Source organism: Streptosporangium sp. NPDC023825 (assembly GCF_040639575.1).
Taxonomy (GTDB): Bacteria; Actinomycetota; Actinomycetes; order Streptosporangiales; family Streptosporangiaceae; genus Streptosporangium.
Genome location: NZ_JBFAAE010000004.1, coordinates 9,696 through 35,895 on the forward strand (window position 1 = coordinate 9,696; position 26,200 = coordinate 35,895).

The following is a 26,200-nucleotide window of genomic DNA, read 5'->3' on the forward strand; positions in this document are numbered from 1 at the left end:
GCCGGTTCCTCTTTCGCCCTCAGGTCACTCATCCGCGGGATCCTCCAGCGCGGCGAGCAGCGCCGCCAGCTCCTCGTCGTCGTCCCCGAGCTGCAGCTCCAGTACGGCGAGGGCGTGCTCGGTCACCGTGGTGATCTCGAAGCACCGTCGCAGCGGCATCTCCACGCCGTACGTCTCCCGGTAGCGGGTGACCAGCAGCACCGCCAGCAGCGAGTGGCCGCCGAGCTGGAAGAAGTCGTCCTCGACGCCGATGCGCTCGCGGCCGAGCAGCTCGCTCCACAGCGCGCACAGCTCGGTCTCCAGCGGGGTGCGCGGCTCCGTGTACGGCGTGCCGAGGTCGGCCCGGCCCGAACCGGCGGGCGCGGGCAGCGCGCCCCGGTCGAGCTTGCCGCTGGGGCCGAGCGGGACGTGGTCGATCCCGACGAACGCCTGCGGGATGAGCGCGGCGGGCAGCTTCTTGGCGAGCGTCCTGCGCAGCTCCGCGGTGAGCGCCGAGGCGTCTCCCGACCAGTCGACGTAGCCGACCAGCCCGCGCCCGCCGGGGGCGTCGTCGCGCAGCGCCACGACCGCCCGGCGCACCTTGGGATGCTCGGCGATCACGGCCTCGATCTCGCCGAGCTCGACCCGCCAGCCGTGCACCTTCACCTGGTCGTCCAGCCGCCCGAGGAACTCGATGTCCCCGTCGGCGCGGACCCTGGCCAGGTCGCCGGTCGCGTACAGCCGCGAGCCGGGCGGCCCGTACGGGTCGGGCACGAACCGCTCGGCCGTCAGGCCGGGACGGCCCGCGTAGCCGCGCGCCACCTGGACCCCGCCGATGTGCAGGTGCCCGGGCACGCCGACCGGCAGCGGCCGGAGCAGGTCGTCCAGCACGTGCAGGCGGTTGCCCGGCATCGGCGGGCCGATGGGCAGCGTGTGCAGCGCGTCCACCCCGTCGGGCTCCACCCGCCAGGCGGTCACGTCGACCGCCGCCTCCGTCGGCCCGTACAGGTTGTGCAGCTCCACCCCGGGCAGCCGCTCGAAGAAGCGGGCGGCCAGGCGCGGCGGCAGTTCCTCGCCGCTGCAGATCACCCGCTTCAGCGAGCGGCACGACTCGATGCCGGTCTCCTCCAGGAACAGGGCCAGCATCGAGGGGACGAAGTGCGCGGTGCTCACCGAGTGCGCCTTGATCAGGTCGCGCTGGTGGTTGGGGTCGCGGTGCCCGCCCGGCCGGACCGGCACCAGGGACGCCCCGGTGACCAGTGGCCAGAAGAACTCCCAGACCGACACGTCGAAGCTCGTCGGGGTCTTCTGCAGGACCGCCTCGGCCGGGGTGAGGCCGAACCGGTCCTGCATCCAGGCGAGCCGGTTGACGATGCCCCGGTGGGTGTTGACGACGCCCTTGGGACGCCCCGTCGAACCCGAGGTGTAGATCACGTACGCGGCGTCGTCCGGGCCGGTCGCCGGGAGCGGCGTTCCCGGGGGCTGCGGTCCCCAGGTGTCGGGCGCGTCCAGCAGCACCGGTTTGACGGCGCCCTCGGGAAGCAGGTCGCGCAGGTGACGCTGGGTCAGCATCACCCGGGCCCCGCTGTCGGCCAGCATGAACGCCAGCCGCGACGGCGGGTACTCCGGGTCGAGGGGGACGTACGCCCCGCCCGCCTTGAGCACCGCGAGCAGGCCGACGACCAGCTCGGCCGAGCGCTCGGCGCACACCGCCACCGGGCTGCCGCGCCGCACCCCGATCCCGCGCAGCCAGCGGGCCAGCTCGGTGGCGCGCCCGTCCAGTTCCGCGTACGTCAGCGTGGCGTCACCGGTGACCACGGCCGGCGCGTCCGGCGTCCTGGCCACCTGGGCCTCGATGAGCGAGGTCAGCGTCGTACTGGCCCCGGAGGTCACGGAGGCCCCGGAGGTCACGGCGTCCCGCGCGCCCGTCAGGACGTCCACGACGCGCCCGGGGTCCTCGCCGGCGCCGAGCGCGACGACGTGATCCCGCTGCGCGGGGGTCAGCAGCGGCAGCCGGGAGATCGGCGTCCCCGGGGCGGCGACCGCGGCCTCGACCAGCGTCTCCAGGCAGGCGCCGAACCGCTCGACCGTGGATCGGTCGAACAAATCGGTGCTGTACTCCAGGCGGGTGTGCAGCCGCCCCTCGCGCATGTTGAGGTCCAGCTGCAGGTCCACCTTGGCGGTGCCGTTGGCGATCTGGCCCTCGTTGGTGTCGGCGGCCAGGTTGAACATCACCTGGTAGATCGGCGGCACGCTCAGGTCCCTGGTCGGCTGCAGCGCCTCCACCAGCCGCTCGAACGGCAGCTCCTGGTGGTCCAGGGCCTCGGCGACCGTGGTCCGCACCCGCCCGGCCGCCTCGGCGAACGTCGGGTCGCCGGTCAGGTCGGCGCGCAGCGCCACGGCGTTGACGAACATGCCGATGACGGGTTCGGTCTCGGGCAGCAGCCGCCCCGCGATGGGGGTGCCCACCACGACGTCGTACTGGCCCGACCAGCGGGACAGCACGGTCGCGAACGCGGTGAGCATGACCGTGAACAACGTCGAGTTCAGGTCCTTGGCCAGGCGCTCGATCCCGGCCGACACCTCCGGGGAGAACGCGCCCAGCTGCATCTCGCCCCGGTAGGAGCGGCTGCGCGGGCGCGGCCGGTCGGCGGGCAGGGCGAGGTCGGCCGGGATCCCGGCCAGCCGCTCCCGCCAGTGCGCCAGCTCCTCCTCGACGAAGTCCCCGGTCAGCCGGTTCCGCTGCCAGACGGCGAAGTCGGCGAACTGGATGGGCAGCTCCGCCAGCTTGGGCTCGCGCCCCTCGCCGATGGCGTCGTAGCACTCCTCCAGCTCGTTGACGAAGACGTGGCTGGAGACGCCGTCGAACACGGTGTGGTCGAACACGCAGATCAGCCGCAGGTCGTTCCCGCCCATCCGCACCTGCCGCAGCCGCCACAGCGGCGCCTGGTCCAGCACGAACGGCGTGACCGCGTCCGACCTGGCCAGCTTGGCGAGCTCGGCCTCGCGCTCGCCGGCGGGCAGGTGGGTGAGGTCGGTCTCGGTGAGCCGCACCGGGGGGACGGCGCCGCTGACGATCTGCACCACCTGGCCGTCCCTGAACTCGAAGACGGTGCGCAGCACCTCGTGGCGGCGTACCACGTGGGCGACGGCGGCCTCCAGCCGGCGCGGGTCGACCGGCTGGCGGGCGCTCATCGGCATGAGCATGCCGATGTTGTAGACGGCGAGCTCGGGTTCGAAGCGGGCGAGGAACCACATCCGCTCCTGCCCGGAGGAGGACGGGAAGACGTCCACCACCTGTTCGGTCATCCCGCGTCTCCCGCTTTCATCGCCTCGCGCAGGCTGCGCGGGCGCATGTCGGTCCAGACCTGCTCGATGTGGGCCAGGCATTCGTCCTTGGTGCCGGTGAAGCCCGCGTCGTGCCAGCCGTCCGGGTTGTCGCGACCCGCGGGCCAGATGGAGTACTGCTCCTCGTCGTTGAGGACGACCTTGGTGTCGGGAAGGGGTTCGCTCACTGCTGCTCACTCCTGCGGGGGAGACGGGGGATCATGGTCTGGCCGGCGGCCGGGGCGGTCTCCGCCGCCGGCGTGGTGGCGCGCGCCTGCTCGATCAGCGCGGTGACGCCGGCCACCGTGGGCTCCTCGAAGAGGCTGCGCATCGGCAGCCGCACGCCCAGCTCCTTGCGGATCAGGGCGATGAGCTGCACGGCGATCAGCGAGTTGCCACCGAGCTCGAAGAAGTCGTCGTCGACGCCGATGCGCTCGCCGCCGAGCACCTCGCTCCACAGCCGGGCGATGGCGGTCTCGACGTCGCCGCGCGGCGCCACGTAGTCGTCGGCCGCCGCGCCGCCGGGGCGGGGGCGGTCCGACACGGCGGCCGGGTCCAGCTCCGTCTCGACCGTTTCCTGGGTGACCGACCCGACACCGGCCAGGTAGGCGGCCACCGGGGTCGCGGCGATCACCACCTGCGCGCCGAGAGGGGTGGCCAGCAGCCGGTGGAACGCCTCGGCGCCCTCGGCGGGGCGGATGCCGACCGCGTCGGGGCCCCCGGCGGTCGTCGCGACCTGGCCGCCCTGGTCGGGGACGGCGACCGTGCCCGCCCGCTGGGCTCCGGCGTCGGCCGTCACCCCGGCCACCACGGCGTCGGTGTTGATGCGGCGCAGCACGTAGTCGGAGATCTCGGTGACGATCACGCCGTCTGCGTCGATGAGCGTCACGTCGACCGCCAGCACCTCGTCGGTGCCGCTGTCGCGGAAGCGCATGTGGCTCCAGAACCTGCCGGGCAGCCGGTCCCTGACGGTGATGCGGCCGTAGCCGAGCGGCAGGTAGTGGCCGACGACGTCGATCCAGGTGAAGGAGGTGGCGCTGTCCAGCAGCGCCGGGTGCAGGCCCCAGCCGTCCAGGTCCTCCGACAGCTCCTCCGGCAGCTCGAACAGGCCCAGGGCCTCGTTCTGGCCGATGTACCACTTGCTCATGTGGCCCCAGTGGGGGCCGAGCGTGAGCAGCCCGGACAGCGGCACGCCGCCCTGGTCGTCGGACGCGGGGGTGCAGCGCTCGATGATCGCCGCCACGTCGGCGTGCCCGGCCGCCCCGGCGTCGACCCTGGCCGCGGTGCCGCGCGCGTGGGTGCGCTGCTCGCCGCCGATGACGCTGCGCACCTGGAAGTCCGCGCCGTCGGCCTCGGTGCTGAACGTCACCCGCACCTCCGCGGAGGACCCGTCGGCCACCGACAGCGGCTCGACGAACACCACGTCGCGCAGCTCGACGGCGCCGGGGCCGGGCAGCACCACCTCGCTGGCGCAGCGGGCCAGCTCCAGGTGGCCGGTGCCCGGCAGCACCGGCACCCCGGAGATGCGGTGCCCGCCGAGCGCCCAGTGGGTCTCGGGGGAGAGGCTGCCCCCGGCCCAGCCGAGCTCCTCGCCGTCGGCCTCGTGCCAGGCGGAGATCACCGGGTGGTCGACGGCCCTGATCCGGTCGCCGCGCTGCAGCGCCACGAACCCGGCGGGCGCGGCGACCTCGGCCGCCATGCCGACCTCCAGCCACTTGCCCCAGTTGGCGGAGACGACCGTGGCCGAGCCCCAGCCGTGCTCGCCCCTGGCGTGCGCGTCGAGGAAGTTGTTGGCCGCGCAGTAGTCGACCTGGCCGAAGCCGCCCGCGACCGCGGTGATCGACGAGCAGAGCACGACGGCCTCCAGGTCGAGGTCGCCGAAGGCCTCGCGCAGCGCGAGCGTGCCGACCACCTTGGGCGCCAGCACCTGCTCGGCGGCGGCCCGCTCCTTGATCTCGGCCATGCCGCCGCCGGGCAGTCCCGCGGCGTGCACGATCACGTCCACCCGGCCGAACCCGGCGATCGTCTCCTCCCGCACCCTGCGCATGTCGGCGAGAGAGGTGACGTCGGCGGCGAGCACCAGGACCTCGGCCCCGGCCTCCTCCATCCTGCGGATCGCCGCGATCGCCCGGCCCGCGCGGCCGCCCTCGTGCGCGTCCCACTCCGCCCGGTCGGGCAGCCCGGCCCTGGACAGCAGGACGAGCCGTACCCGGGCCCGCGCGGCGAGGTCCTCGGCGAGCGAGATGCCGATGCCGCCCAGGCCGCCGGTGATCACGTAGACCTGCCCGTCGCGGGGACCCGCCCCGATCGCCTCGGCCGTCTCCGAGGAAGCCGCAGGCACCTCCAGCTGCTCGTAGTGCTGCAGCCAGCGGCGGCCGCCCCTGATGCTCACGGTGGGCAGCAGCCCGGCCTCGTCCGGCTCGGGCCTCCTGCCCAGCTCCGCGGCGGCGTGCCTGGCCCAGTCGCGTCCCTCGACGTCGACGTGGCGCACCCGCAGCCACGGGGTCTCCAGCGGCACCACCCGGGGGAACCCGGCGAGGGTCGCGTGCTCCGGGCGGCGCAGGTCGCCGCCGGTGACGTCCTGGGCCCCCGAGGTGAGCAGCGTCAGCTCCACCCCGTCGGCGGGCTGCGCCGCGGTCAGCGCCTGCACCAGGGCCAGCACGCTGAAGAAGCCGCGGTCCTGGGCCTTCCAGGTGCCCTCGGTCCCGGCGGCGGGCTCACCGCCGACGGTCCACGCGTGGACCACCCGTCCCGGCACCTCGCCCACGGCCGCCAGCAGCGCGTCGTAGTCGGCCCGCTCGGCGGGCCGCACGGTGTGGACGCCGCCTGAGCCCTCCGCGTTCTCCGAGGAGAACCCGTCGCCGGGCCGCACCTCGATCACCTCGGTCCCCGTCGCGCGCAGCGCGTCCACCAGCCCGGCCGAGCCGTCGTCGGCGAACACCAGGGCCCGGGTGAGCGGCGACAGCGGCGCCGGTCCCGGCGGGACCTGCCGCCACACCGGCACGCTGAACCAGCGGTCCAGCGGCAGGTCGTCCTCGACCGGCGCGGGGTTGGCCACGCCGCCGACGAACGCGCCCTGCGGGTCGGGGTCGATCCAGGCGCGCTGGCGCTCCCACGGGTAGGTCGGCAGCGAGACCCGGCGGCCCTCCTCGCCGAACGCCTCCAGCGCGACGCCGTTCACCCACAGGGTGCCGTACGCCGCCGAGAACACGGCAGTGTCTCCGGTGTCGCCACCGGCGTCCTTGGGGCCGGGCAGGGAGGGCAGCGGCGCGACCGCGCCCGGCGGCGTCTGCGCCCTGGCCAGCCCGGACAGCTGCCTGCCGGGGCCGCACTCGATCATGATCCAGTCGCCGTCGGCGAGCAGGGCCGCCACGCAGTCGCCGAACAGCACCGGCTCGCGCATGTGCCGGGCCCAGTACGACGGGTCCGTCGCCTCGTCCGCGGTGATCCAGGTGCCGGTCACGTTCGACAGGAACGGCAGGCTCGGCGCCGACCGCTCGACCCCGGCGACCAGCGCGTGGAACTCGCCCAGGATCGGGTCCATCATCGAGGAGTGGAAGGCGTGCGAGGTGCGCAGCTCCATCCTGCCGACGCCCTCCTCCTCCAGCAGGGCCGACAGCTCGGCGATCGAGGCCGGGGGACCGGCCACCACGCACGTGCCGGGCCCGTTGACGGTCGCCACCGACACGTCGTCGGGCAGCAGCGGCCCGATCTCGTCCGGCGCGAGCTGCACGGCGAGCATCGCCCCGGCGGGCATGCCCTGCACCAGGCGGCCCCTGGCGGCCACCAGCCGCAGCGCGTCCGGCAGGCTGAAGACCCCGGCCACGGTCGCCGCGACGTACTCGCCGATGCTGTGGCCGATCATCCCGGCGGGCTCGACGCCCAGCGAGCGCCAGAGCGCGGCCAGGGCGTACTCCACGGTGAACAGGGCGGGCTGGGTCAGCGCGGTCTGCCGCAGCCGCTCGTCGGCCTCCTCGCCGGTGGCGAAGATCAGCTCGCGCAGGTCCTCGCCCAGCACCGGCCGCAGGATCTCGGCGCACTCGTCGACCGCGTCCCTGAAGACCTCCTCGGTGCGGTACAGCTCGGCGCCCATGCCCGCGTACTGCGAGCCCTGCCCGGAGAACAGGAACGCCGGGCGCGGGGTGCGCCGCGAGGCGGCACCGGAGACCGTGCGCTTGGGGTCGCGGAGCGCGGCGACCGCGTCGGCGACGTCGGAGGCCACCACCGCGCTCCTGCGCGACAGCTCCCTGCGCCCCACCCGCAGGGTGTGGGCGACGTCGGCCAGGTCGGCGTCGGGGTGGGCCTCCAGGTGCGCGGCCAGGCGCTCGGCGGCGGCGGCCAGCGCGGTGTCGGTCCTGCCCGACAGCCGCAGCAGGTGCGCCGGGCGGGGCTCGCGCCCCTCACGCTCCTGGCGGGAGGGCACCGGCGCCTCCTCCAGCACGATGTGCGCGTTGGTGCCGCCGATGCCGAACGAGCTGACGCCCGCCCGCCGGGGGAAGCCGTTGCGCTCCCACTTGGTCGGCGCCCCCGTCACGTAGAACGGGCTCCGCGCGAAGTCGATCTTCGGGTTGGGGCTCTCGTAGTGCAGCGTCGGCGGGATCAGCCCGTTCTCCAGGGCCAGCACCGCCTTGATGATGCTGGCGATGCCCGCCGACTGGCCCAGGTGGCCGATGTTGCTCTTGACCGAGCCGATGCCGCACCACTGGGTGTCGTCGGTGTCCTGGCCGAACACGCTGCTCAGCGCCGCGACCTCGATCGGGTCGCCCAGCGCGGTGCCCGTGCCGTGCGCCTCGACGTAGGTGACGGTGCGCGGGTCGACCCCGCCCACCCCGAGCGCCTGGGCGATCACCGCGGCCTGGCCGTCCATGCTGGGCGCGGAGAACCCGACCTTGCTCGCGCCGTCGTTGTTGATCGCGTTGCCCAGGATGACCGCCCGGACGTTGTCGCCGTCCTCGATCGCCTCCGACAGCCGCTTCAGCACGATCACGCCGCCGCCGCTGCCCCAGATCGTCCCGGCCGCCTTGGCGTCGAAGGCCCGGCAGTGGCCGTCGGGGGAGACGATGCCGTCCTCGTCGTACACGTAGCCCTGGCCCTGAGGCAGGTCGAGCATCGCGCTGCCCGCCAGGGCCATGTCGCACTCGCCGTTGCGCAGGGCCTCGGCGGCGACGTGGATCGCGACCAGCGAGGTCGAGCACGCGGTGTGCAGGGTGTAGCTCGGGCCGCGCAGGTCCAGCTTGTACGACGACAGCGTGGCGCAGTAGTCGACGTGGTTGCCGACCATGACGGCGAGCCAGCCCGCGTTCGCGTGGGCCTGCGCGTTGCTCCTGATGTTGATCCACTGGTAGAAGTCCCCGCCGGAACCGGCGTAGACGCCGATCTCGCCCGGATACCTGAACGGGTCGTACCCCGCGTCCTCCAGGGCCGTGTGCGACAGTTCGAGGAAGAGCCGGTGCTGCGGGTCCCGGATCTCCGCCTCCCTGATCGACATGCCGAAGAACGCGGCGTCGAACCCCTGGTGGTCGTCGAGCATCATCGCGGCCGGTACGAAGTCCGGGTCGTCGAGGACGTGGTCGGGCACGCCGAGCGCCCGCTGTTCCTCACGGGTGAAGTGCGTCAGCGACTCGACTCCGTCGGCGAGGTTGCGCCAGAACTGCCTGGCGTCCCCGGCTCCGGGCACCCGGCACGAGAGGCCGATGATCGCGATCGGTTCGACGGTGGGCTCCTCGGCCATGCGGGGGTCCCTTTCTTCCATGCCTGGCGCGGTCGGCGCCGGTGCGGGGGGTTGGACGGGGATCAGCTCGGTTTCCGGTGCGCGAGGTCGTGCGGGTGGCGACGGGATCGCCGGCTCGGTCGTCGGGTGGGTCACCGGCCGGGTTCGCGCTCCGGGAGGTCGTGCGGTAGCCGGTTCGGTCTCGGACGTGAGGGGGCGGACGGGTGTCGGTCCGGCCTCGGGGGCCGAAGGGGGTGCGGATGTCGGTTCGGGTGCGGGTCCCGGCCCGGATTCGGCTGCGGGGCCGCGTCCGGGCTCGGATTCGGGTACGGGTGATCGCGCGGTTGTCAGCTCGGCTTCCTTGAGCGGTCCTTGAGGCGGTCCCGCCGCACGGCGAGCCGCCGTGCGGCGCGGTCGAGGCCGGGAGTGGGGCCTCCACCGTCGAGATGCGCGGCCAGCGCGCGGATGGTCGGGTGGCGGAACAGGTCCACGATCGGGATCTCCCGGCCGAGGGCCGAGCCCAGGCGGGCCTGGACGGCGGCGATCGCCAGCGAGTGGCCGCCGATCTCGAAGAAGTTGTCGGCCGCGCCCACCCGCGGCACGCCGAGCACGGCCCGCCACACCTCGGCCACGGCCCGCTCGGTCGGGCCGGACACCTCCCCGCCCGCCTCGCCCCCCGGCCGGGACGCGGGAGGGCGCAGCGCGGCGCGGTCGACCTTGCCGTTGGGGGTGAGCGGCAGCGTGGGCACCACGATCACCTCGGCGGGCACCGCGTGCTCGGGCAGCACCGCGCGCAGGTGGTCCAGCAGCCGCGGCGCGGCCAGCCCGGGCCTGCGGGGCACCGCGTAGGCGTGCAGCACCGTCTCGCGCCGCTCGTCCCGGTCGGCCACCGCGGCGGCGGCGCGGACCTCGGGGTGGGCGGACAGCGCCGCCTCCACCTCGCCGAGTTCCACCCGGAAGCCGCGGATCTTCACCTGGTCGTCGCGCCGCCCGGCGATCGTCACCGTGCCGTCGGGGTTGAGGCGGCCGAGGTCGCCGGTGGCGAAGGCGTCCCCGGTGAAGCGGAGCCGGGTGAGCCCGGCGTCGAGATAGCCGGTCGCCAGGTTGGCGCTGCGCACGACCACCTCGCCCAGCTCGCCCACCCCGGCCCGGCCGCCGTGCCCGGCGACCACGACCAGCTCGCTGCCCTCGATGCCACGCCCCGCGGGGACGGGTTCCGCGCTCTCGCGCACCCCGGCGGGGATCTCGTGCCAGGCGTGGGCCTGCGGGGTCTCGGTGGTGCCGTAGAAGGCCACCAGGCGGGCGGACGGGACCAGGCGGCGCAGCCGCGCGGCGTCGGCGTGGGTGAGCCGGTCGCCGCCGGTCGCGACCAGCCGGACCTCGGGCAGCACCGCCGGCGCCGCGCCGGTCCCGCAGAGCATCCTGGCCAGCTGCGGGGTCAGGTGCAGGACGGTGACGCGGTGCTCGCGCAGCCACGCGACCAGCCGGACGGGGTCGCGGAGCAGTTCCCGCTCCGGCACGCACAGCCGGGCGCCGGTGGCGAGCGGCACGAACACGTCGCGCAGCGCGGGGTCGTGCGCCAGGCCCGACAGCAGGGCGAAGCGGTCGGCCGGGGTCACCGCGAAGGTCGCCGCGTACCAGGCGACGAAGTGCGCGAGCGGCCCCTCACCGGTCACCACCGGCTTGGGGTCGCCGGTGGTCCCGGAAGTGAGCGACAGGTAGCCCCGCTCGGGGTGCGGGTCCTGCGGCGCCTCGCCCGTCTCCGGCGTCCGCGCGCCGGCCGGCCCGGTTCCGGACGGCCCGGTTCCGGACGGCTCGGTTCCGGACGGCCCGGTCTCCGGGAGCGTGATCTCCGGGAGGCCCTCCAGGGAGGGCGCGCCCGGGCAGCGCAGGGCCGCCACGGCCCCGGCGGCGGCGGCCTGGCGGGCCAGCACCGGCGCCGGGTGCGCCGGGTCGAGGATCACCCAGCGGGCCCCCGCGGCCAGCACCCCCAGCAGCAGCCCGGGAAGCTCGGGGACCCGCGCGGCGAGCACCGCGACCGCCTGGCCCGGCTCCACCCCGGCCGCACGCAGCGCCGAGGTCGTGCGGTGGCGCAGCGCGGTGAGCCCGGCGTGCCCCAGGACCCGCCCCGCGCCCTCCACCACGACGTCGCCGTGCAGGGTGTCCAGCGGCCCGGGACCGTCCCAGACCGGCAGCGCGGCGGGCGGTTCCTGCGGGGCCAGCCGGGCCTCGCGCGCGGCCCCGCCCGGGTCGGCGAGCAGGTCGCCCAGCAGGTGCGCGTAACCGGCCAGCAGGGCGTCCATCCTGGCGGCGGAGAACAGGTCGGGGTTGTAGACGAGCTGCAGGGCGTATCCGTCGCCGCGCTCGCTGACGTACATCGTCAGGTCGAACAGCGCGCCCGGCAGCCCGGCCGGCAGCGGCTCGGTCACGCATCCCGGCAGGTCCAGCTTGGGCTCGGCGAAGTTGTACATGTTGAACAGCACCTGCGTCACCGGGTTGCGCCCCAGGTCGCGCGGGACGCGCAGCGCCTCCACGACGCGCTCCAGCGGCACGTCGCCGTGCGAGACGACCTCGGCGAGCTCGTCGCGGCAGCGGGCCACGTGCTCCTCGAACGAGGCCTCGGGGTCCTGGCGCAGCCGCAGCGGCAGCATCCGCACGCACATGCCGATCAGCGACTCGAACGCGACGTGCCCCCGGTCGGCGTACGGGGTGCCGACGAGCAGGTCCCGCTGCCCCGACAGCCTGGTGAGCAGCTGCGCGAACGCGGCCAGCAGCACCGGGTACGGGGTGACCCCCAGCCGGACCGCCAGCTTCCTGACACGGTCTCCGGTCTCGCCGTCAATCTCCGCTGTTCGGAGCGCTCCAAAAAAAGTCTGCACAGGTGGGCGGGGGGTGTCCCTGGGCAGGTCGAGCACCATGGGGGCGTCCTTCAGGTGCTCGCGCCACCAGTCGACCCCGTCGCCGTCCGGGCGTTCCCTCGACCAGCGCGCGTAGTCGGCGAACGACGCGCCCGCCGGCACCCGGGGCTCGCCGCGGTAGGCGGCGCTCAGGTCCCGGTAGAAGACGTCCTGGGACCAGCCGTCGAAGACGATGTGGTGCGCGGTCACCGCGAGCACGTGGTCGTCCTCGGCCAGCCGGATCAGCCTGGCCCGCACCAGCGGGTCGCGCGCCAGGTCGAAACGCGTCCGCGCCTCCTTCTCCAGCGCCGCCTCCAGCGCGTCCCCGGGGCGGGGGAGCGCCGAGAGGTCGTCGAGCGGGAGAGGCACCTCGCCGGGCGGGACGACCGTCACCTGGGGCACGCCGTCGCGGGAGGTGATCCGCCAGCGCAGCGTCTCGTGCGCGGCCACCACGGACTCCAGGGCGCCTCGCAGCGTGCCGTGGTCCAGCGGGCCGCGTACGCGTTCGGCCATCGCGATGTTGTGCGCGGGGGTGTCGGGGGCGAGCCGCTCCACGAACCACATGCGCCGTTGCGCGGGCGACAGCGACGGGGGTTCGCCCGAGGGGGAGGACCCCTCGGCGTCCCGCAGGGGGGCGTTCTCGACGCCGGAGGAGAGGGCGCCGTAGGTGCGGGCCGCGTAGACGTCCTCGACCGAGATGTCCCGGCCGAGCTCCGCCCTGACGGCCGACACCAGGCGCATCGCCCGCAGCGAGTGCCCGCCGCGCTCGAAGAAGTCGTCGTCGGGGCCGGGGGCGGGGGCGTCGAGCACCCGCGCCCAGATCCCCGCCAGCCCCGGGGCCCCGGCCGCGTTCCCGGCGGTGTCCCCGGAGGCGTTCCCGTCGCTCCCGTCGGCGTCCCCGGAAACCCCGGAGGCGTTCCCGGCGAGGCCGCGCAGGGCGGCGAGGTCGACCTTGCCGGAGGCGTTCAGCGGCAGGGCGGGAACGTGCACCACGCGGGTGGGCAGCATGTAGACCGGCAGCCGCCCGGCGCAGTGCGCCCGCAGGGCGGCCAGCCCCGGCGCGTCCAGCGGCGCGACGTAGGCGACCAGCTCGCCGGGGGCGTCGACCACGGCCTGCGTCACCCCGGGGTGCGCCCGCACCACCGACTCGACCTCGCCGATCTCGACCCGCTGCCCCTGGATCTTCACCTGCCGGTCCAGCCGGCCCATGAACGCGATCCGGCCGTCCTCCTGCCAGGCGACGTGGTCGCCGGTGCGGTAGAGCCGCGCCCCGGGCACGCCGTCGAACGGGTCGGGCACGAACCTCTCGGCCGTCATGCCGGGCAGGCCCAGGTAGCCGCGGCTCACCTGGGGCCCGCCGATGTACAGCTCGCCGGGAACGCCGACGGGACACTCGCGCATGTCCTCGTCCAGGACGTGCGCCCGGCAGCCGCGCAGGGGGTACCCGATCGGCAGCGACCGCTCCCAGGTCCCCGACAGCTCGGTGCCGACCACGCAGACGGTGGTCTCCGTGGGGCCGTACCAGTTGTGGAAGCGGGTGTGCGCCGACCAGCGGGCCACCTGCTCGGGCCCCGGCGGCTCGCCGGCCGTGACCAGGTCGCGCAGGTGCGGCAGCCGGGCCGGGTCGACCAGCGGCAGCAGGGCGGGCGGGACGAACCCCCAGGTGACGTCGTGGGCCTCCAGGAACCGCTGCAGGCGGGCCGGGTCGGTCCTGTCGTCGTCCGGCACCAGCTGCACGCAGCCGCCCACGGTGAGCGGCGCGAGCATGTCGAGCACCGAGACGTCGAAACCGAGCGCGGAGAACGCGATCGACCGGCAGGTGCCGTCCAGGCCGAAGTGGGCCGCCGCGGCCGAGGCGAACGCGACCACGGAGGCGTGGCTCACGACCACGCCCTTGGGCCGCCCGGTCGATCCGGACGTGTACAGAACGTAGGCGGCGTTCCCCGGCAGCGCCGGGCCGCCGCCGACGATCTCGGCGGCGCGCTCCGCCGCGATTTCGGTCAGGTTCCCGGCCGGGGTTCCGGCGGCGGTTCCGGAGCTGGTTTCGGACACGGTTCCGGTCGCGGCGCGCGTTTCCGGATCGACCAGGGGACGCCCGCATCCGTCCAGCAGCGCGCGGCCGTGGCCGTCGGCCACGACGACCGCGACGCCCGCGTCGTCGAGCACCTCCTCAAGCCGCCGGCGTGGATGCGCCGGGTCGAGGGGGACGTACGCGCCGCCCGCCATCATGATGCCGAGGACGGCGACGGTCATCAGCGGCGTGCGCCTGGCGCAGAGCCCGACCCGGTCCTCGGGACGCACCCCGAGGACGCGTAGCCGCAGCGCAAGCGCGGTGGCGGCGTCGATCAGCTCGCGGTAGGTGAGGCCGGCCCCCCACTGGCGGATCGCCGGTGCGGAGGGCGTCCGCGCCGCCTGGGCGGCGACGAGGTCGCACAGCAGCGCGTCCGGGGCGATGTGGGACGGTCCCGCCGTCCAAGCGGCGGGAGCGGGGGCCGTCGGCGGCGCCGGTGGAGTGGACGACGGACCGTGCAACGAGGCGGACGACGAGTCCCCCCGCATCGCTTCGAGCATTCACCCCCCATAGCCCTAAACAGGGTTTATGCCCTGTCAAGTATTCACAAGCGATAAGCCAGATCATTCCTATTATTTGCGCCATCGGCAGTCAAGGATTGAAAATTAAACGTGTGTCGGAATGCCGGTTTCGGCCGCAGAGGAAGATCGTCTGCAGTTCTCACGCTCCGATATCGCCGCAGCTCACGGCGATATCGGGAACGGAAGGTGACCTGCCGCTTCCGTGCGTCGTGAGCCGTCTCACTCTGTGGACACCGATTGTGGCGGGAGGCTACCAAGAGCAAGTGTCCAAAATGCCAATTTCGGCCTTAGTTCATCGGGCTGTCATTTCGGTCGTACTCTCCGGCGATCCGCTCGGCCTCCTCGTCCGTGAGGTCGTCGATCTCCGCGGCCAGGCACTCCTCCACCACCAGCGCCAGCCCGCGGACCGAACGCGTGGTGAACAGGGCGTTGAGCGGCAGGTCGATGCCGACCGCCGAGCAGATCCTGGCGACGACCTTGGTGCCGAGCAGCGAGTGCCCGCCGACGTCGAAGAAGTCGTCGTCGATCCCGATGCCGTTCCTGCCCAGCACCTCGCACCAGATCTCGTGCACCAGCTCCTCGCTCGCCGTGACCGGTCCCGCGGGCGCCGACGACGCCTCCTCCGCGACGGGGGAGGGCAGCGAGGCACGGTCGAGCTTGCCGTTGGGCAGCCGGGGGAAGTCCCGCACCGGCACGAAGAGGCTCGGCACCATCGTGGCGGGCAGCCGAGCCGCCAGGAACGCCCGGAGCTCCCCGGCCGTCACCTCCCCGGCCGCCGTTCCCGCCTCCGTGCCCGCGCCCGTCCCGGCGCCCGTGCCCGGGTCCACGCCCGCGCTCGTGTCCACGCCCACGCCCACGCCCGCGCCCGTGTCCACGTACGCGACCAGTGCCCGGCCGCCGGGGGCGTCCTCCCTGACCGCGGCGACCGCCCGCCGCACGCCCGGGTGCGCCGCCAGCGCCGCCTCCACCTCGCCCAGCTCGATCCGCACCCCCCGCACCTTCACCTGGCCGTCCGCGCGCCCGAGGAACTCCAGGGTCCCGTCCGGCAGCCGCCGGACCAGGTCGCCGGTCCGGTAGAGACGGCCGCCCCGGCCGAACGGGTCGGGCAGGAACCGCTCGGCGGTCAGGCCCGGCCGTCCCCGGTAGCCGCGGGCGACCCCGTCACCGCCCAGGAACAGCTCCCCGGCCACCCCCGCGGGCACCGGCTCCATCGCCTCGTCCAGCACGTACGCGGTGGTGCCCGCGACCGGCATGCCGATCGACATCGACTCCGCGCCCTCCGGCACCCGGTGCGCCAGCGACCAGATCGTCGTCTCCGTCGGCCCGTAGAGGTTCCACAACTCGCCGGCGACCCGGTGGATCCGCCCGGCCAGCGACACCGGGAGCGGCTCCCCGCCGCTGAACACGCGCGGCAGCCCGGCGGGCAGCCGCTCCAGGATCTCCTCCAGCACCGACGGCGGCGCCTGCACCGTCGTCACCCCCGCCTGCGCCACCAGCTCGCCCAGCCCGCCGTCGCCGTACGGGGGAGCCAGCACCACCGCGCCCCCCGCCGTCAGCGGGCCGAAGATCTCCAGCGCCGCGATGTCGAACGACAGCGAGGTCAGCAGCAGCATCCGCTCCCGCTCGGTGAACCCGAGCCCGGTGACGAGGTTCACCACCCCGCGATGCGGCACCACCACTCCCTTGGGCACTCCCGTCGACCCCGAGGTGTAGATCACGTAGGCGGGCGAGTCGGGAGAGACCGGGCCGGGGACGAAACCGGACGCCCCGTTCGCCGGCAGCGCGTCCAGCAGGATCGCCGGGGGATGGTCGGCCGGCAGCCGCTCCACCAGCGTCGAGCGGGTCAGCAGCAGCGGGCTGCCCGAGTCGGCCAGCATGAACCCCAGCCGCTCGGCCGGGTACTCCGGATCCAGCGGCACGTAGCAGCCGCCCGTCTTCAGCACCGCCAGCAGCGCCACGATCAGCTCGGCGCTCCTCGGCAGGCACACCGCGACCGGCGTCTCCGCGCCCACCCCGCGCTCGCGCAGCCGCCGGGCCAGCGCGCCCGCCCGCTCCTCCAGCCGCCCGTAGGTGAGGGTTCCCTCGGAGGAGACGACCGCCGGGGCGTCCGGTGTCCGCTCCGCCCGCTCGGCGATCAGCTCGTGCAGGCAGCGCTCGGGGTAGGAGGCCTTCGGGCCGTGCCAGGAGGCCAGCAGCCGGGCCCGCTCCCGCCCGTCCATCAGCGGCAGCCGGGAGATCGGCGCCTCCGGGTCGTCGACGGCCGCGCCGAGCAGCGTCAGGAACGCCGACACCAGGCGGCGGATCGTGTCCTCGTCGAACAGGTCCGTGCTGTACTCGACCCAGCCCTCCATCCGCCCTTCCGGGTTGTGCAGCTCCATGGTGAGGTCGGCCTTGGAGGTGCCGTTGTTGTACCGGCCGCGCCCGTCCGCCGCGACCTGGTTGAAACCCACCTGGAACAGCGGCGTCCTGCCGGGGTCGCGGGGCGGGCTCAGCACCTCCACCAGCTTCGCGAACGGCACGTTCTGGTGGTCGAACGCCTCGAGCACGGTCGTGCGGACCCGGTCCAGCGCCTCGCCGAACGCCGGGTCGCCGCCCAGGTCGGTGCGGAGCGGCAGGGTGTTGACGAACATGCCGATCAGCCCGTCCAGCTCCGGCAGCTCCCGCCCGGCGACGGGGGAGCCCACCACGACGTCGGTCCGCCCGCTCCAGCGCGCCAGCAGCACCGAGAACGCCGTCAGCAGCACCGTGAACGGCGTGGTGCCCCGCCGCCTGGCCAGCGCGCCCACCCGCTCGGTCAGCTCCTCGGGCACGGCGAAGTCCAGCGCCGAGCCCACGTACCTCATCTCCGCCGGGCGCGGCCGGTCGGAGGGCAGCTCCAGCGGGACGCTCCCGCGCAGCCGCTCCCGCCAGTAGGCCAGGTCGCCGTCCAGCTCGCCGCCGCCCAGCCGGTCGCGCTGCCAGACCGCGTAGTCGGCGTACTGGATCGCCAGCTCGGGCAGCTTGGGCTCGCGGCCCTCGCGCAGCGCCCGGTAGACCTCGGTCAGCTCCCGCCACAGGACGCCGGCCGACCAGGCGTCGAAGATCGTGTGGTGCAGGACCAGCAGCAGCCGGCACTCCCCGCCGCCCAGCGTCACCAGCCGCACCCGCCAGAGCGGGGCGCTGTCCATCCGGAACGGCGCGCGCGCCTCCTCCGCGGCGACCCGCTCGAACTCCTTCGCAGCCGCCTCGGGGGGCAGCTCCGACAGGTCGGTCCTGGCCACCGAGACCGGTACCCGGTCCGCGATCGTCTGCACGACCCGCTCGTCGCGCAGCTCGAACGCCGTCCGCATCGACTCGTGCCTGTCCGCGAGCACCGCCAGCGCCCGCTCCAGGAGGTCGGGGTCCACCGGCCGCAGGTCGGCCGCCTCCGAGCGGATCGCGGTGTTGTAGACGGCCAGGTCGGGCAGGAGCTCGTGCAGGAACCAGATCCGCTCCTGGGCGAACGAGGCGGGAAAGACGTCCATCTAGACCTTCTCCTTCAGGCACTCGCGAAGCTGTTCCGCGATCACGGGCAGGGCGGCCGTCTCGCCCAGGGTGGCCAGCCAGTGCCACTGCTCCAGGGCGTGGCAGAGCCGGTAGAAGGCGAGCCGCTCCGGCCAGTCGTCCGGCAGGTCGCCGTACCCCTCCAGCAGGTACCGCCGCCGATCCTCGTCGCCCCTGACCGCGAAGTAGTCGGTCCGCGCCAGGTCCATCAGCGGGTCGCCGCCCAGCGCGTTCTCCATGTCGATCACCCCGGTCATCCGCAGCGGGCCCCCCGGCCCGCCCTCCTCGGCGACCATGACGTTGCGCTCGTGGAAGTCGTTGTGGCACAGCACGGGGGAGTCGCAGCGCTCCACCAGGTGGCGGTGGCGCGCGACGTACGCGGAGAGCTCCGCGTGCAGCTCCGGGTCCCCGCCGAACTCGGTGAACTGCGCCAGCCTCAGATCCAGCTGCCCGCCCACGTACGCCTCGTTGGAGCTCTCCTGCGGCCCGCCGATCGGCCCGAACCCCTCCACCCGCACGCCGTGCACCGCCCGCAGCGTCCGGCCCATCTCCCGGTACAGGTCCGCGACCTCCCCGGCCGCGAGGCCGCCGGAGACCTCCGACAGCGGCCGGCCGGGCACCTTCGTCATCACCGCGTACGCGTGCGGCAGGTCGCGCCGCGAGACGTCCCAGTGCACCATCTCGGGGCAGGAGGCGCCGCTGCCGCGCAGCAGCTCGTAGACGCGCGCCTCCTTGTGCAGCCGCGCCGCCAGCACGTCCGGGTAGATCTTCACGATGAGCTCGCGGTCGGCGCACCTGACCTCGTACACCGCGCTGATCTCCCCGCCGGTCCGCAGCACCACCTCCCGCACCTCCGCGTCCGGGTACGGGGTGCGCAGCACCGCCTTCGCGCGCTCCGGCGGCAGCGGCATCGTGATCGCCTTGGCGAACGCCGGGGCGGTCCAGGACACGCTCACCCGGTTGCCGGCCCGCTCCCGCAGGATCTGGGCCCCGACCAGGTCGTCCGCCGGGGCGTCCGGCATCTCGTCGTCGAACCGCGACAGCACCCGCGTGCGCATCGAGATCAGCACGTGCACCGCGATGCCCAGGCCCAGCACGATGTACATGAGCGCCACGCCCCGGCCCGGGCCGACGCCGATCACCGAGCCCACCGTCGGCGCCAGCGCGCCGCCGGGCACCAGCAGCGGGTTGAGCAGCCGCTCGCCGAGCGGCGCCACCACCGCCATGCCGATCGGCAGAGTCGACCACGACACCATCTGGTTGAGCGACTGCACGCGGCCGTGGAAGCGCTGCGGCACCTTCGTGTGGATGATCGTCAGGAAGGTGCCGTTCACGATCGACAGGCAGCCCCACAGGCCGAACGCCCCGATCCCCACCACCCACGCGACGGGCTGCGACCCGGTGATCACCGCGAACACCGACAGTCCCAGCGTCGCCAGCATCACCCCGCGCATCCGCCGGCGCCTCGGCCCGCCCCACAGCGCGATCACCATGCCGCCCAGCGCCCCGCCCAGGCCGCCGACGAAGGAGATCTGCCCGGCGACGGTCAGCGTGGAGAACGACAGCACCAGCGGCGTGATCGACAGCAGCAGCGCCGAGAGCATCACGTTGAGCGTCGCGAAGTAGACCATCGCCGCCCGCAGGTGCCGGTTGCCGATCGACATCCGCAGCCCCTGAGCGATCTCCTTCGACAGGGGCTCCCTGGGCGAGTGCGCCATCGTGTCCGGGAAGCGGATCAGCAGCAGCGCGCCCAGCACCAGCGCGAAGCTCGCCACGTCGACCACGAGGATGCCGCCCAGGCCGATCGTGGACAGCAGCGCGACGGCCACCAGCGGCGCCGCGAACTGCGCCGTGCCGATCACCATCTGCACCACCCCGGCAGCGTGTCCCATGTACTCCTTGGGGACGAGCTGGGGGAGCGCGGTGGTGAAGCCCAGCCGCTGGAAGATCAGCGCGATCGACAGGCACGCGGTCAGCGGGTAGATGTGCCAGATCTGCAGGGTGTCCGTCCAGAACAGGGCACCCAGGACGAGCTGCGTGCCACCGGCCATGCAGTTGCCGAGGATCATCATCGAACGACGGCTCGACCGGTCCACGATCGCCCCGGCCAGCGGCGCGATCACCACCCCCGGCATGATCGACAGGGCCACGAACAGGGCGAAGTCCACCAGCGACCCGGTGGTCAGGTAGATCCACACCGGGATCGCGAAGTCCGTGATCGCGGTGCCCACCATCGACACCAGCTGGAACGCCGCCACCACCAGGAACCGCCGCAGGCTGGGTGGCGGCGCCTTGACCCTCGCCCCGGCCTTCGGCCTGGTCCCGTTGATCCCGGCCGGTCTCTCCCGTACGGCGGGCCGCCCCGGAGTGGGGGCCTCCTCCACGGGATCCTGGGCGGGGGAGCCGGCCAGATCCGGGGCGGGGGAGTCGACGGAGACCTCCTCGACCCACCAGCCCGCCCCGGGGCCCCGCGAGGACCGGTCGAGCGTGCCCGCCGCGCCGTACCCCATCGCGATGTGCGTGTTGGTGAGGATCTCCGACAGCTCGGCAGCCCGATATTTCAGGAAATAGTGACCTGCCTCGTCCAGGATGACCAGCGCCGTCGTGTCGCTCAGGAAGTGCCACTCCCGGTAGCGCTCCTGGTAGTAGTCGGTCGTCGGATCCTGCTCGCCCACCACCGAGATGACCGGCGCCCGCAACCGCTCCACGCGCTCGGCCAGCACCCGCGTGAAGATCTCCTCCGCGATCAGGGTGTCGCGCCGCTGGTTGCGCACCATGAACCGGATCTGCTCGTCGTCCAGCCCCGAGATGTCGGTGCCCATCGACTTCATCCGGTTCTCGTACACCCGGTCGCCGCGCAACCGGTCGTAGCGCGTCAGCCGCGCCAGCGGCCCGGCGATCCGGCCCCTGGGCTTGGCGAACGGGAAGATCGCCCCGATGTACACCGCCTCCAGCGCGCGGCCCCGCTCCTCCAGCCGGCGCGCCACCTCCACCACCAGCGCGCCGCCGATGCCGCAGTGCCCGTACAGGGCGAGGGGACCCTCGACGTTCTCCAGGATCTCGGTCACGCACAGGTCCGCGACCTCGTCGATCGGCCTGGTCTCCTCGTCCGGCAACCCGGGGTCGTGCCCGGGGAAGGCCAGCGCGTGCAGCGAGCACCCGTCGGGCAGCGCGTCGGCCAGCGGCTGGAAGATCAGCGGGCTGCCGCCGCCGTACGGCACGCACACGTACGTCATCAGCGCCGGTCCCGGCCTGGTCAGCTCGTACAGCAGGCTCCTCGGCCCCGCGGGACCGGCGGGCCGCTCCACCAGGGCCGCCAGCTCGCGCACCGTGGGGTGCTTGAACAGGTCCATCACCCCGACCGCGCGCCCTCCGACCACCGGCAGCGCCTTGCGCATCCGCGCCACCGCCTGGATCGCGACCAGCGAGTGACCGCCCAGCTCGAAGAAGTCACCGTCGGCGCCGACCGACTCCACCTCCAGCAGCTCCCGCCAGATGTCGGCGATCGCCCGCTCCACCGGCGTCCGCGGCTCGGCCCCCGGCCCCGCCGCCTCGGCGCCCCGCCGCTCCGGCGCGGGCAGCGCCTTGCGGTCCAGCTTGCCGTTCGGGCTCAGCGGCAGCGCGTCCAGCACCACGAACGCCGACGGCACCATGTGGTCGGGCAGCGTCACCTTCAGCGCCCGCCGCAGCTCCGCCCCGTCGAGTCCCGCCCCGGCCGCGTTCGTACCCGTGCCCGTGTCCGTGTCCGTGTCCGCGGGCACCACGTACGCGACCAGCCGCCTGTCGCCCGGCGCGCCGTCCTCCCGCACCGTCACCACCGCCTCGCGCACCCCCGCGAGCCCGCGCAGCACCGCCTCGATCTCGCCCAGCTCGATCCGCTGCCCACGGATCTTCACCTGGTGGTCGATCCGCCCCAGGAACTCGATCGCGCCGTCGCGGCGCAGCCGCACCAGGTCACCCGTCCGGTACAGACGCGCCCCGGCCGCCCCGAACGGGTCGGGCACGAACCGCTCCGCCGTCAGGCCCGGCCGGGCGTGGTAGCCCATCGCCACCTGCGCCCCGCCGATGTGCAGCTCGCCGGGGACCCCGAAGGGCACCGGCCGCAGATGCCGGTCCAGCACGTACAGCGAGGTGTTCTCCACCGGGTGCCCGATCGGCACCGTCGCGTCACCCGGGCGGCACCGCCACAGGCTCACGTCGATCGCCGCCTCCGTCGGCCCGTACAGGTTGTACAGCCCCGTCCCCGGCAGCCGCCCGAAGAACCGCTCGGCCACGTGCGCGGTCAGCTCCTCGCCGCTGCACACCACCCGGCGCAGCGACCCGCACGCCTCGACGCCCTCCTCCTCCAGGAACGCCGCCAGCATCGACGGGACGAAATGCGCCGTCGTCACCCCCCGGTCCACGATCAGGTCCCGCAGGTACGCCGCGTCCCGGTGCCCGCCGGGACGGGCCAGCACCAGCCGAGCGCCCGTCACCAGCGGCCAGAAGAACTCCCACACCGACACGTCGAAGCCCGCCGGGGTCTTCTGCACCACCACGTCGTCGCCGGTCAGCCCGTAGACGGCCTGCATCCAGCCCAGCCGGTTGCGGATGCCCCCGTGCGTGTTGGGCACCCCCTTGGGGCGTCCCGTCGACCCCGAGGTGTAGATCATGTACGCCGCGTCCGCCGACGTCGCCGACGGCTCCACGGGCGTGTCCGGCCCGTCGAGCGGATCGTCCAGCACGACCGTCACCACCCCGCCGCCCCGGGGCACCCCCCTCGCCGAACCCGAACCCGAACCCGAACCCGAACCCGCGAGCGCGCCCGCGCCCGGCACCTCGGAGGCGGCGTGCGGAGCCGCGCCCAGCGGGTCCCCGGGGAGCACGTCGAGCACCGCCCGCTGCGCCAGCAGCACCGGCACCGCCGCGTCGGCCAGCATGAACGCCAGCCGCTCCGGCGGATAGTCCGGATCCAGCGGCACGTACGCCCCCCCGGCCTTCACCACCCCCAGCAGCGCCACCACCAGCTCGACCGACCGCTCCGCGCACACCGCCACCAGGGTGCCCGGCCCCACCCCCAGCCCCCGCAACCGGTGCGCCAGCCGGTTGGCCCGCGCCTCCAGCTCCGCGTACGTCAGGCGCTCGTCCTCGAACTCCACCGCCACCGCGTGAGGCGTCCTGGCCACCTGGGCCTCGAACATCCCGCCCAGCGTCGCCCCGTCCGCGTACGGCTCGCCGGGACCCGTCGCGCACGCCAGCACCCGCTCCCGCTCCTCGGCGGGAAGGACGTCCAGCTCCGAGATCCGCGCCGAAGGAGCCGCCACCACCGCCCTCAGCAGCGTCTCCAGCTGCGCGGCCATCCCCTCGACGGTGGCCGCGTCGAACAGGTCGCGGTTGTAGACGAACAACCCGCCCATCCCGTCCGGCTGCTCGGTCAGGAAGAGCTCCAGGTCGAAACGCGTCGCCCTGGCCTCGAACACGAACGGCTCCACCGCCAGGCCCGGCCAGCGCGTCCCCTCCCTGCGCCCGTAGCTCTGCAGCGCGAAGACCGCCTGGAACACCGGCGACCTGCTCACGTCCCGCTCGATGCCCAGCTCCCCGACCAGCTGCTCGAACGGCAGCTCCTGGTGGGCGTACGCCTCCGTCGTGGTCCGCCTGACCCTCTCCAGCAGCTCCAGGAACCCCGGGTCGCCCGACAGGTCCGCGCGCATCGCCAGCACGTTCACGAACATGCCGATCGCGCTCTCCAGCTCCCGCCGGGGACGCCCGCCCACCGGGGAGCCGATCGCGAAGTCGTCCTGGCGCGCGTACCGGCCGAGCAGCACCTGGTACGCCGCCAGCAACACCATGTACAGGGTCGTGTCGGACCTGCGCGCCAGCCGCGTCAGCCCCTCCACCAGCTCCCGGTCCATGTTGAAACCGTGCGAGGCCCCCGCGAACGTCTGCTCGCCCCGCCGCCGCCCGTCCAGGGGGAGTTCCAGCGGAACCACCCCGGCCAGCTGCGACCGCCAGTACGACAGGCCGGCCTCGGAGACGGGCCGGTCCCGCTGCCACAGCGCGTAGTCGCCGTACTGCAACGGCGGCTCGGGAAGCTCCGTCCCCGAGTAACACGCCCGCAGCTCCTCGGCGAGGATGTCGGTGGACCAGCCGTCACCGCAGATGTGGTGCAGCGCCACCAGCAGCACGTGATCCCCGGCGCCCCCGGCGTTTCCGGTGCCCACCCGCACCAGCAGCGTCCGCAGCAGCGGTCCCCGCGCCAGGTCGAACGGCAGCGCCGCCGCGTCGCTCACCAGCCGTATCGCCGTCCGCTCGCCGTCCGCCTCCGCCCTCTCCAGCGGAATCTCGACCCGCTCCTCCACCACCGCCGTCGGGCGCCCGTCCCCGTCGGCGGGAAAACGCGTCCGCAGGCTCTCGTGCCTGGCCACCACCGCCCCGATCGCCCGCTCCAGCGCCGCGACGTCCAGCGGCCCCGTCAACCGCAACGTCATCGGGATCGTGTACGCGGCGGTGCCGGGAGCGAACTGGTCCATGAACCACAGCCGCTCCTGCCCGAACGACAGCGGCGCGTCCTGCCCCGGCGGCCGCCGGGGGATCGTGAACACCGGATCCGGCACGCGACGGCGCAACCGTTTCTCCAGCAGTGCTCGCTTGGCGTCGGAAAGCTGTGTGCTGCTCGGGGACCGGCCAGGCGAGGACGTCACACGTGGCTCACTTTCCGCAGGGGGCTGAGACGCGCTCCGCGGCCGGGAAACGCGCCAGGTCTCTCCTAAACCGCTTACCTTTCCTCAGGATTAATGACATTCATACATATCTGTCTGACCGAGTCGAGATCAACAACACAACCCGATTGCCCGCGGGACGGCTTCGGCCCTGTTTCCCGCCCGCTTCTCCGGCGCCGTCACACATGAGCTCTCACGCACGCGCCGTCACGCATGAGCTCACGCACGCGCCGTCACACATGAGCTCTCAACATGAGCTCTCACGCACGCGCCGTCACGCGTGAACTCACGCGCGCGCCGTCACACATGAGCCGCCGCTCACCCGCGAGCCGTCATCCGTCACCCGTGAGCCGTCACCCGCGAGGATCGGTCTCCTCGTACTCCCACGTCCGCAGCACCAACGACCGGCCCTTCTCCTCCGAGAGGACGGGTGGCGCGTCCGTCAGGCGGTATCCCGCCGCGCGGGCCACCGCCACGCTCGCCGCGTTGCCGGCCTCGATCTCCAGCAGCAGCCGGGACACCCCCACCGTCCTGAGGGCGAACTCCGTCATCACCCGCACCGCCCCCGAGGCCAGCCCCCGGCCCCGGTAGGCGGCCCCCAGGCCGTAACCGATCTCCGCGACGTCCAGGCCCAGCCCGCTCAGCATCAGCAGCACCTCACCCGCCGGTTCGCCCCCGTCCGCGGTGATCGCCAGCTGCAGCCGCTCCCCGGACGCCCGCCGCCGCCGGGCCCGCTCCAGGTAGACCCGCGCCGCCTCCGGGTCGAACGGCGAGGCCAGCGGCGTCCAGTAGGCCACCTCGGGGTCGTCGAACAGCTCCACCATGGCCGCCAGGTCGTCGTCCTCCCATTCGCGCAGCACCACCCCGTGCCCGCTCAGCCTCACCCGCTCGGGAAGGCACACCCGCCCGGCGCCGAGATCGCCCCGCTCCGTCCGGCCATCCCCCGCAGCTTTCACGCCGCCACCTTCCGTCACACCACTTCACGCCGCTTCCGAGCAACCTACTCCGCGCGCGGAGCCGACATTCGTGTCCGGCGTTCGACGTCGCCGGTGCTCCGTTCCCGGACCGTTCCCGGACCGCTCCGGCGAGGGCATCGAGGGGTCCGGCCACCCGCCGGTCCATGAGGCCGAGCGCCGAGCGCCGGCGGCGATCGCCGAGAGGTGGCGAGAGGTGGATCGCCGAGAGGTGGCGAGAGGGGAAGAGCGCGGCCAGCGGTTTCGCGGGGGTGCGCGAGGCCGCCGTGCTCAGGCGCAGGCGACGGTTTTCGAACCGTTACGTGTCATACGGGAGATGTCCGAACCGGCCGGTCCCGGACCGGTGGAATCACGGTCCCGGACCGGTGGAATCGTGCGGTGGTGCCCCGAGTGGGATTCGAACCCACACTGAATGGATTTTGAGTCCATCGACTCTGCCGGTTGGTCTATCGGGGCATTTTTCGTTATTTGTCCGGATCTTGCGCGCCAGCTAAGAGCTTA

General features: G+C 73.8%; 7 protein-coding genes and 1 tRNA gene. All 8 read right to left on the bottom strand.

The annotated features are described in order from the left end of the window. Nucleotides 1–24 precede the first annotated feature (24 nt). Nucleotides 25–3,288 carry an amino acid adenylation domain-containing protein gene (locus AB0G15_RS04665; RefSeq protein ID WP_362835335.1) on the bottom strand — a complete coding sequence of 1,088 codons (3,264 nt, stop codon included), beginning with the start codon at nt 3,286–3,288 and terminating at the stop codon, nt 25–27. Next, entirely contained in the window at nt 3,285–3,494 is a 210-nt protein-coding gene (locus AB0G15_RS04670; protein WP_362835337.1) for an MbtH family NRPS accessory protein, read from the bottom strand. Before AB0G15_RS04670 ends, AB0G15_RS04665 begins: the two co-directional genes overlap by 4 nt. Further along, nucleotides 3,491–9,037, bottom strand: a complete 5,547-nt coding sequence (locus AB0G15_RS04675; protein ID WP_362835339.1) for an SDR family NAD(P)-dependent oxidoreductase — start codon at nt 9,035–9,037, stop codon at nt 3,491–3,493. Before AB0G15_RS04675 ends, AB0G15_RS04670 begins: the two co-directional genes overlap by 4 nt. A gap of 326 nt (nt 9,038–9,363) precedes the next feature. After that, nucleotides 9,364–14,484, bottom strand: coding sequence for an amino acid adenylation domain-containing protein (locus AB0G15_RS04680; RefSeq protein WP_362835341.1), 5,121 nt, complete (start codon nt 14,482–14,484; stop codon nt 9,364–9,366). Nucleotides 14,485–14,792: 308 nt separating this feature from the next. Next, nucleotides 14,793–18,008 carry an amino acid adenylation domain-containing protein gene (locus AB0G15_RS04685; RefSeq protein WP_362835343.1) on the bottom strand — a complete coding sequence of 1,072 codons (3,216 nt, stop codon included), beginning with the start codon at nt 18,006–18,008 and terminating at the stop codon, nt 14,793–14,795. Beyond that, on the bottom strand, nt 18,009–24,707 hold the full coding sequence (locus AB0G15_RS04690; RefSeq protein WP_362835345.1) for an amino acid adenylation domain-containing protein: 6,699 nt from the start codon (nt 24,705–24,707) through the stop codon (nt 18,009–18,011). Nucleotides 24,708–25,078: 371 nt separating this feature from the next. Beyond that, complete coding sequence (locus AB0G15_RS04695; RefSeq protein ID WP_362835347.1) at nt 25,079–25,681, bottom strand: GNAT family N-acetyltransferase; 603 nt, start codon at nt 25,679–25,681, stop codon at nt 25,079–25,081. Between the two features lie 397 nt (nt 25,682–26,078). Next, nucleotides 26,079–26,155, bottom strand: a tRNA-Leu gene (locus AB0G15_RS04700). Between the last annotated feature and the right edge of the window lie 45 nt (nt 26,156–26,200).